Annotated in this window: 4 tRNA genes, 5 rRNA genes and 2 pseudogenes; 2 read left to right on the top strand and 9 right to left on the bottom strand. The window is 44.0% G+C overall.

The features are described from left to right. The 4 genes from BST93_RS00210 to BST93_RS00195 form a co-directional block, all read right to left on the bottom strand. A 23S ribosomal RNA gene (locus BST93_RS00210) occupies window positions 1-655 on the bottom strand; the annotation flags it as partial. 141 nt (window positions 656-796) lie between these two features. Beyond that, window positions 797-870, bottom strand: a tRNA-Ala gene (locus BST93_RS00205). Between the two features lie 133 nt (window positions 871-1,003). Further along, window positions 1,004-1,077 (bottom strand) — tRNA-Ile (locus BST93_RS00200). Window positions 1,078-1,192: 115 nt separating this feature from the next. Continuing rightward, window positions 1,193-2,715, bottom strand: a 16S ribosomal RNA gene (locus tag BST93_RS00195). Window positions 2,716-3,164: 449 nt separating this feature from the next. Between BST93_RS00195 and BST93_RS00190 the strand changes: the two are divergent. Beyond that, a pseudogene (locus tag BST93_RS00190) lies at window positions 3,165-3,716 on the top strand (PLP-dependent aminotransferase family protein); the annotation flags it as partial. Between the two features lie 131 nt (window positions 3,717-3,847). Here the strand turns inward: BST93_RS00190 and rrf are convergent. The 5 genes from rrf to BST93_RS00165 all read right to left on the bottom strand — a co-directional run bounded on the left by rrf (window position 3,848) and on the right by BST93_RS00165 (window position 8,911). Continuing rightward, window positions 3,848-3,955: ribosomal RNA gene (gene rrf / locus BST93_RS00185) — 5S ribosomal RNA — on the bottom strand. Window positions 3,956-4,035: 80 nt separating this feature from the next. Then, window positions 4,036-6,849, bottom strand: a 23S ribosomal RNA gene (locus tag BST93_RS00180). A gap of 139 nt (window positions 6,850-6,988) precedes the next feature. Continuing rightward, a tRNA-Ala gene (locus BST93_RS00175) sits at window positions 6,989-7,062 on the bottom strand. A gap of 133 nt (window positions 7,063-7,195) precedes the next feature. Beyond that, a tRNA-Ile gene (locus BST93_RS00170) sits at window positions 7,196-7,269 on the bottom strand. Between the two features lie 116 nt (window positions 7,270-7,385). Next, window positions 7,386-8,911: ribosomal RNA gene (locus BST93_RS00165) — 16S ribosomal RNA — on the bottom strand. Between the two features lie 478 nt (window positions 8,912-9,389). Here BST93_RS00165 and glyA point away from each other — a divergent pair. Next, window positions 9,390-9,693: pseudogene (gene glyA / locus BST93_RS00160) on the top strand (serine hydroxymethyltransferase); the annotation flags it as partial.

Below are 9,693 nucleotides of genomic sequence, written 5' to 3'. Positions count from 1 at the left end.
ACTCGCTTTCGCTACGGCTCCGTGTCTGAAACACTTAACCTTGCTAGCAACGGTAACTCGTAGGCTCATTATGCAAAAGGCACGCCGTCACCCGAAGGCTCCGACCGCTTGTAAGCGTATGGTTTCAGGTTCTTTTTCACTCCTTATTCAGGGTTCTTTTCACCTTTCCCTCACGGTACTGGTTCACTATCGGTCTCTCAGGAGTATTTAGCCTTAGCGGATGGTCCCGCTAGATTCATACAGGGTTTCCCGTGCCCCGCACTACTCAGGATACTACTATCAATAACTAAAATTACCAATACAGGGCTATCACCTTCTTTGGCTCCTCTTTCCAAAGGATTCTTATTCTTTTAGCATCAAATATTGTAGTCCTACAACCCAATTAGGCCGTAACCTAATTGGTTTGGGCTTTTCCGCGTTCGCTCGCCACTACTGACGGAATCACTATTGTTTTCTCTTCCTCCGGCTACTTAGATGTTTCAGTTCACCGGGTTTGCTCCATTACTGGTGACATGCCTTCAACATGCCGGGTTGCCCCATTCGGAAATCTGCGGATCACATCGTATGTGCCAATCCCCGCAGCTTATCGCAGCTTATCACGTCCTTCATCGCCTCTGAGAGCTAGGATCCCCCATACGCCCTTATTTGCTTATGATACCTATTACTATACAACGATATATAGTAATATTATTTTTTCTATCTTGTATTAATCCTAATTAATATTAGAACTAATGCTCGTTTTGATCTTTTCAAAATGTCAATGAACGTTTAATGATTAATCTCTACTAATCATTCGTGGAGAATATCGGAGTCGAACCGATGACCTCCTGCGTGCAAGGCAGGCGCTCTAGCCAGCTGAGCTAATTCCCCATGACGAATCCTAAATACTGAATTTAGAATATCGAATTTAGAATCCTCAACCTCTAGAATTTCCATTAAAATTCTATAAATGAACTTTATCTCTTAGCTATAATTATCTACTCAATAACTACCTAAGACATCGTAGTCTCAGGCAGACTCGAACTGCCGACCTCTACATTATCAGTGTAGCGCTCTAACCAGCTGAGCTATGAGACTGAGTGTCTTGCGACTATTTCTTGATTGACTTGCTTTTTAAAATAAACACACACTAATTGAGTGTTAAAGTCTTGAAACTATCCCTTGTTTCGTTCCATTATTTCAGGAACTCCAGAAAGGAGGTGTTCCAGCCGCACCTTCCGGTACGGCTACCTTGTTACGACTTAGCCCAGTTACTAGTTTACCCTAGGCAGCTCCTTTCGGTCACCGACTTCAGGCACCCCAGCTTCCATGGCTTGACGGGCGGTGTGTACAAGGCCCGGGAACGTATTCACCGCATCATGGCTGATATGCGATTACTAGCGATTCCAGCTTCACGCAGTCGAGTTGCAGACTGCGATCCGAACTGAGATAGGGTTTGTAGATTCGCTCCTTCTCGCGAAGTGGCTGCTCTCTGTCCCTACCATTGTAGCACGTGTGTAGCCCAGGACGTAAGGGCCGTGATGATTTGACGTCATCCCCACCTTCCTCACGGTTTGCACCGGCAGTCTCTCTAGAGTCCCCACCATTATGTGCTGGCAACTAGAAATAGGGGTTGCGCTCGTTATAGGACTTAACCTGACACCTCACGGCACGAGCTGACGACAACCATGCAGCACCTTGCAATATGTCCGAAGAAAAATCTGTTTCCAAATCTGTCATACTGCATTTAAGCCCTGGTAAGGTTCCTCGCGTATCATCGAATTAAACCACATGCTCCACCGCTTGTGCGGGCCCCCGTCAATTCCTTTGAGTTTCATTCTTGCGAACGTACTCCCCAGGTGGGTTACTTATCACTTTCGCTTGGCCACTCAGATCTCAATCGATCCAAACAGCTAGTAACCATCGTTTACGGCGTGGACTACCAGGGTATCTAATCCTGTTCGCTCCCCACGCTTTCGTCCATCAGCGTCAATATATTGTTAGTGATCTGCCTTCGCAATCGGTATTCTATGTAATATCTAAGCATTTCACCGCTACACTACATATTCTAACCACTTCACAATAATTCAAGATAACCAGTATCAATGGCAGTGCCGGAGTTGAGCCCCTGCATTTCACCACTGACTTAATTACCCGCCTACGGACCCTTTAAACCCAATGATTCCGGATAACGCTTGCACCCTCCGTATTACCGCGGCTGCTGGCACGGAGTTAGCCGGTGCTTATTCTTACGGTACCGTCAAACAATCACACGTGACTGTATTTCTTCCCGTACAAAAGTAGTTTACAACCCATAGGGCCGTCTTCCTACACGCGGCATGGCTGGATCAGAGTTGCCTCCATTGTCCAATATTCCTCACTGCTGCCTCCCGTAGGAGTCTGGTCCGTGTCTCAGTACCAGTGTGGGGGATCTCCCTCTCAGGACCCCTACCTATCGTTGCCATGGTGAGCCGTTACCTCACCATCTAGCTAATAGGACGCATACCCATCTATTACCGTAACCTTTAATTATTAAATGATGCCATCTTATAATACTATGAGGTATTAATCCAAATTTCTTCGGGCTATCCCTCAGTAATAGGTAGGTTGTATACGCGTTACGCACCCGTGCGCCGGTCGCCATCAGATAGCAAGCTATCTATGCTGCCCCTCGACTTGCATGTGTTAGGCCTGCCGCTAGCGTTCATCCTGAGCCAGGATCAAACTCTTCATCGTAGAATCTTTTAAAGATCATTTATTAGAATAACTCCAAAAACCTCTTTTAAGAACCCTCAATTAGCGTACATGTGTCTATTTTTATTTTCTTACCAATACTTGCCTTTGTATTAATCAATACAAAAACAGTATCGCTGTGCTGTCAATCATTATTTTCAATGAACTACTTCAAAATATCTAGACCGAAAATTTGATGCGAAATCCTCACAATCCGCTACAAATATTTCCAACCTTTTTGAAGAACTATCGCTTTATGTAAACATCATTGTTTCCCAAAGCGGGTGCAAATATACACACACTTTTTCTTACCAAACAAACTTTTACGACAAAAAATTTGAAAAAAATCACAACCCGTCCTCAAACACCTTCGAATCAATTACTTACAAAATGAAAAAATCAAAACTTTTTTAATCACAATATATAATCCGTTGTCTAGTCGTAAATAGAAATTTGATCAACGTTTGAAGAGCGGTAAATTGAAAAAGATGTCATCATTGTTAAACAGTGCTGTATTTCCTGGTAATCAAGGAGGTCCTTTAGAGCATATAATCGCTGCTAAAGCAGTGGCATTTAAAGAGGCACTCTCTGATGATTTTCTTCATTACATGGTTCAAGTAAAGAAAAATACACAAACACTCGCAAGTGCCTTAATCGATAAAGGGTTTAATATTATTTCTGATGGTACAGATAACCATATGATGTTAATCGATTTAAGAAACAAAGGCATTACGGGTAAAGACGCAGAAGAGCTTCTTGGTAAGATAGATATAACCGTAAATAAAAATATGGTGCCGTTTGACGACCAGTCACCGTTTATAACAAGTGGTATACGCATAGGAACTGCAGCTGTAACAACAAGAGGATTGAAAGAATATCAAATGAGTCTAATATCTCAATATATAAGTGACGCAATCACAAATAAAGACGATGAGAGTAAATTAAAATCTATAAAAGAACAAATCAATTTGATGATGAGCACATATTCTTTATTTCAACTCTAAAGAACATATTAATAGAATACAATAAAAGGCTGTTATTATTTATTTAATAACAGCCTTTTATTTAATTTATTTCTAATTAGAGAAAGTTTAGCACAACAAAAAACCCTTATCAAATTGATAAGGGTTTTAAAAGAAGGCGGCGACATACTCTCCCACAAATGCAGTACCATCTGCGCTAATGGGCTTAACTTCTCTGTTCGGAATGGTAAGAGGTGAGCCCCATTGCTATAACCACCTTAAAGGTTTCAGTTAAATTAAAATAATCCAACTGTATATGTTGACATTTTGAAAAATTCAAAATCAATACAAGTAGATAGAGGTATCTAAGCTTACGGGTAATTAGTATCACTCGGCTATGACATTACTGCCTTTACACCTATGACCTATCAACGTGGTAGTCTCCCACGACCCTTTAAAGAAATCTCATCTTGTGATGGGTTTCGCGCTTATATGCTTTCAGCGCTTATCCCTTCCCGACGTAGCTACCCAGCAATGCCCCTGGCGGAACAACTGGTAGACCAGCGGTCAGTCCAACTCGGTCCTCTCGTACTAAAGTCAGATTCACTCAAATTTCTAGCGCCCACTACAGATAGAGACCGAACTGTCTCACGACGTTCTGAACCCAGCTCGCGTGCCACTTTAATGGGCGAACAGCCCAACCCTTGGGACCTTCTCCAGCCCCAGGATGTGACGAGCCGACATCGAGGTGCCAAACCCCCCCGTCGATGTGAGCTCTTGGGGGAGATCAGCCTGTTATCCCCGGCGTACCTTTTATCCTTTGAGCGATGGCCCTTCCATGCGGAACCACCGGATCACTATGCTCTTGTTTCCAACCTGATCGACCTGTATGTCTCTCAGTCAAGCTTCCTTATGCCATTGCACTCTACGCACGGTTACCAAGCGTGCTGAGGAAACCTTTAGAAGCCTCCGTTACTCTTTTGGAGGCGACCACCCCAGTCAAACTACCCACCAAGCAATGTCCCCATTTCTGGGTTAGATTTCAAATAAGCAAAGGGTGGTATTTCAACAATGACTCCACAACGCCTGGCGACGTCACTTCATAGTCTCCCACCTATCCTACACATTACTTATCCAAAATCAATACTAAGCTATAGTAAAGGTGCACGGGGTCTTTTCGTCCCGTAGCGGGTAATCGGCATCTTCACCGATACTACAATTTCACCGAGCTCATGGCTGAGACAGTATCCAAATCGTTACACCATTCGTGCAGGTCGGAACTTACCCGACAAGGAATTTCGCTACCTTAGGACCGTTATAGTTACGGCCGCCGTTTACTGGGGCTTCAATTCAGATCTTCGCCGAAGCTAAACCCTCCTCTTAACCTTCCAGCACCGGGCAGGTGTCAGGCCCTATACTTCATCTTTCGATTTTGCAGAGCCCTGTGTTTTTGATAAACAGTCGCTTGGATCTTTTCACTGCGCCCTATTAAATAGGGGACCTTTCTCCCGAAGTTACAGGTCTATTTTGCCTAGTTCCTTAGCCATGAATCACTCGAGCACCTTAGAATTCTCATCCCAACCACCTGTGTCGGTTTACGGTACGGGCTGCTTCACTTGCTTTTCTTGGAAGTTGCTCCTCTGGATTATCCACGTAGCCGTAGCCTTGTGGTACTATCCCAACCTTAACAGTTGGTTCAACGTACATTTCCGTCAGTACGCACCAAATTCACACCTCCGTCACTTTTATTGTGAGCAGGTACAGGAATATTAACCTGTTATCCATCCACTTCCCCGTTCGGGTACGCGTTAGGACCCGACTAACCCTCAGCTGATTAGCATAGCTGAGGAAACCTTGGTCTTTCGGTGAGGGGGTTTCTCGCCCCCTTTATCGTTACTTATGCCTACATTTTCGTTTCTAATCGTTCCAGCAAACCTCACAGTTCACCTTCAACACAATTAGAATGCTCTCCTACCACTCTCAATGGAGTCCATAGCTTCGGTAGTATGTTTATGCCCGATTATCATCCATGCCGTACCGCTCGACTAGTGAGCTGTTACGCACTCTTTAAATGAATGGCTGCTTCCAAGCCAACATCCTAGCTGTCTAAGCAGTACAACCTCGTTTTTTCAACTTAACATACATTTGGGGACCTTAGCTGATGGTCTGGGTTCTTTCCCTTTCGGACATGGACCTTAGCACCCATGCCCTCACTGCTGATCATCATTTTATAGCATTCGGAGTTTGTCAGGAATTGGTAGGCGGTGAAGCCCCCGCATCCAATCAGTAGCTCTACCTCTATAAAACTAAATCAACGCTGCACCTAAATGCATTTCGGAGAGTACGAGCTATTTCCGAGTTTGATTGGCCTTTCACCCCTACCCACAGGTCATCCGAAGACTTTTCAACGTCAACCGGTTCGGGCCTCCACTGTGTGTTACCACAGCTTCACCCTGCCCATGGGTAGATCACACGGTTTCGCGTCTACCACTACTAACTATAGCGCCCTATTCAGACTCGCTTTCGCTACGGCTCCGTGTCTGAAACACTTAACCTTGCTAGCAACGGTAACTCGTAGGCTCATTATGCAAAAGGCACGCCGTCACCCGAAGGCTCCGACCGCTTGTAAGCGTATGGTTTCAGGTTCTTTTTCACTCCCTTATTCAGGGTTCTTTTCACCTTTCCCTCACGGTACTGGTTCACTATCGGTCTCTCAGGAGTATTTAGCCTTAGCGGATGGTCCCGCTAGATTCATACAGGGTTTCCCGTGCCCCGCACTACTCAGGATACTACTATCAATAACTAAAATTACCAATACAGGGCTATCACCTTCTTTGGCTCCTCTTTCCAAAGGATTCTTATTCTTTTAGCATCAAATATTGTAGTCCTACAACCCCAATTAGGCCGTAACCTAATTGGTTTGGGCTTTTCCGCGTTCGCTCGCCACTACTGACGGAATCACTATTGTTTTCTCTTCCTCCGGCTACTTAGATGTTTCAGTTCACCGGGTTTGCTCCATTACTGGTGACATGTCTTCAACATGCCGGGTTGCCCCATTCGGAAATCTGCGGATCACATCGTATGTGCCAATCCCCGCAGCTTATCGCAGCTTATCACGTCCTTCATCGCCTCTGAGAGCCTAGGCATCCCCCATACGCCCTTATTTGCTTATGATACCTATTACTATACAACGATATATAGTAATATTATTTTTCTATCTTGTATTAATCCTAATTAATATTAGAACTAATGCTCGTTTTGATCTTTTCAAAATGTCAATGAACGTTTAATGATTAATCTCTACTAATCATTCGTGGAGAATATCGGAGTCGAACCGATGACCTCCTGCGTGCAAGGCAGGCGCTCTAGCCAGCTGAGCTAATTCCCCATGACGAATCCTAAATACTGAATTTAGAATATCGAATTTAGAATCCTCAACCTCTAGAATTTCCATTAAAATTCTATAAATGAACTTTATCTCTTAGCTATAATTATCTACTCAATAACTACCTAAGACATCGTAGTCTCAGGCAGACTCGAACTGCCGACCTCTACATTATCAGTGTAGCGCTCTAACCAGCTGAGCTATGAGACTGAGTGTCTTGCGACTATTTCTTGATTGACTTGCTTTTTAAAATAAACACACACTAATTGAGTGTTAAAGGTCTTGAAACTATCCCTTGTTTCGTTCCATTATTTCAGGAACTCCAGAAAGGAGGTGTTCCAGCCGCACCTTCCGGTACGGCTACCTTGTTACGACTTAGCCCCAGTTACTAGTTTTACCCTAGGCAGCTCCTTTCGGTCACCGACTTCAGGCACCCCCAGCTTCCATGGCTTGACGGGCGGTGTGTACAAGGCCCGGGAACGTATTCACCGCATCATGGCTGATATGCGATTACTAGCGATTCCAGCTTCACGCAGTCGAGTTGCAGACTGCGATCCGAACTGAGATAGGGTTTGTAGATTCGCTCCTTCTCGCGAAGTGGCTGCTCTCTGTCCCTACCATTGTAGCACGTGTGTAGCCCAGGACGTAAGGGCCGTGATGATTTGACGTCATCCCCACCTTCCTCACGGTTTGCACCGGCAGTCTCTCTAGAGTCCCCACCATTATGTGCTGGCAACTAGAAATAGGGGTTGCGCTCGTTATAGGACTTAACCTGACACCTCACGGCACGAGCTGACGACAACCATGCAGCACCTTGCAATATGTCCGAAGAAAAATCTGTTTCCAAATCTGTCATACTGCATTTAAGCCCTGGTAAGGTTCCTCGCGTATCATCGAATTAAACCACATGCTCCACCGCTTGTGCGGGCCCCCGTCAATTCCTTTGAGTTTCATTCTTGCGAACGTACTCCCCAGGTGGGTTACTTATCACTTTCGCTTGGCCACTCAGATCTCAATCGATCCAAACAGCTAGTAACCATCGTTTACGGCGTGGACTACCAGGGTATCTAATCCTGTTCGCTCCCCACGCTTTCGTCCATCAGCGTCAATATATTGTTAGTGATCTGCCTTCGCAATCGGTATTCTATGTAATATCTAAGCATTTCACCGCTACACTACATATTCTAACCACTTCACAATAATTCAAGATAACCAGTATCAATGGCAGTGCCGGAGTTGAGCCCCTGCATTTCACCACTGACTTAATTACCCGCCTACGGACCCTTTAAACCCAATGATTCCGGATAACGCTTGCACCCTCCGTATTACCGCGGCTGCTGGCACGGAGTTAGCCGGTGCTTATTCTTACGGTACCGTCAAACAATCACACGTGACTGTATTTCTTCCCGTACAAAAGTAGTTTACAACCCATAGGGCCGTCTTCCTACACGCGGCATGGCTGGATCAGAGTTGCCTCCATTGTCCAATATTCCTCACTGCTGCCTCCCGTAGGAGTCTGGTCCGTGTCTCAGTACCAGTGTGGGGGATCTCCCTCTCAGGACCCCTACCTATCGTTGCCATGGTGAGCCGTTACCTCACCATCTAGCTAATAGGACGCATACCCATCTATTACCGTAACCTTTAATTATTAAATGATGCCATCTTATAATACTATGAGGTATTAATCCAAATTTCTTCGGGCTATCCCTCAGTAATAGGTAGGTTGTATACGCGTTACGCACCCGTGCGCCGGTCGCCATCAGATAGCAAGCTATCTATGCTGCCCCTCGACTTGCATGTGTTAGGCCTGCCGCTAGCGTTCATCCTGAGCCAGGATCAAACTCTTCATCGTAGAATCTTTTAAAGATCATTTATTAGAATAACTCCAAAAACCTCTTTTAAGAACCCTCAATTAGCGTACATGTGTCTATTTTTATTTTCTTACCAATACTTGCCTTTGTATTAATCAATACAAAAACAGTATCGCTGTGCTGTCAATCATTATTTTCAATGAACTACTTCAAAATATCTAGACCGAAAATTTGATGCGAAATCCTCACAATCCGCTACAAATATTTCCAACCTTTTTGAAGAACTATCGCTTTATGTAAACATCATTGTTTCCCAAAGCGGGTGCAAATATACACACACTTTTTCTTACCAAACAAACTTTTACGACAAAAAATTTGAAAAAAATCACAACCCGTCCTCAAACACCTTCGAATCAATTACTTACAAAATGAAAAAATCAAAACTTTTTTAATCACATATATAATCCGTTGTCTAGTCGTAAATAGAAATTTGATCAACGTTTGAAGAGCGGTAAATTGAAAAAGATGTCATCATTGTTAAACAGTGCTGTATTTCTGGTAATCAAGGAGGTCCTTTAGAGCATATAATCGCTGCTAAAGCAGTGGCATTTAAAGAGGCACTCTCTGATGATTTTCTTCATTACATGGTTCAAGTAAAGAAAAATACACAAACACTCGCAAGTGCCTTAATCGATAAAGGGTTTAATATTATTTCTGATGGTACAGATAACCATATGATGTTAATCGATTTAAGAAACAAAGGCATTACGGGTAAAGACGCAGAAGAGCTTCTTGGTAAGATAGATATAACCGTAAATAAAAA

It is taken from the genome of Nonlabens tegetincola (genome assembly GCF_002954355.1).
GTDB lineage: Bacteria > Bacteroidota > Bacteroidia > Flavobacteriales > Flavobacteriaceae > Nonlabens > Nonlabens tegetincola.
This window is presented reverse-complemented; position numbering and strand designations above follow the sequence as displayed.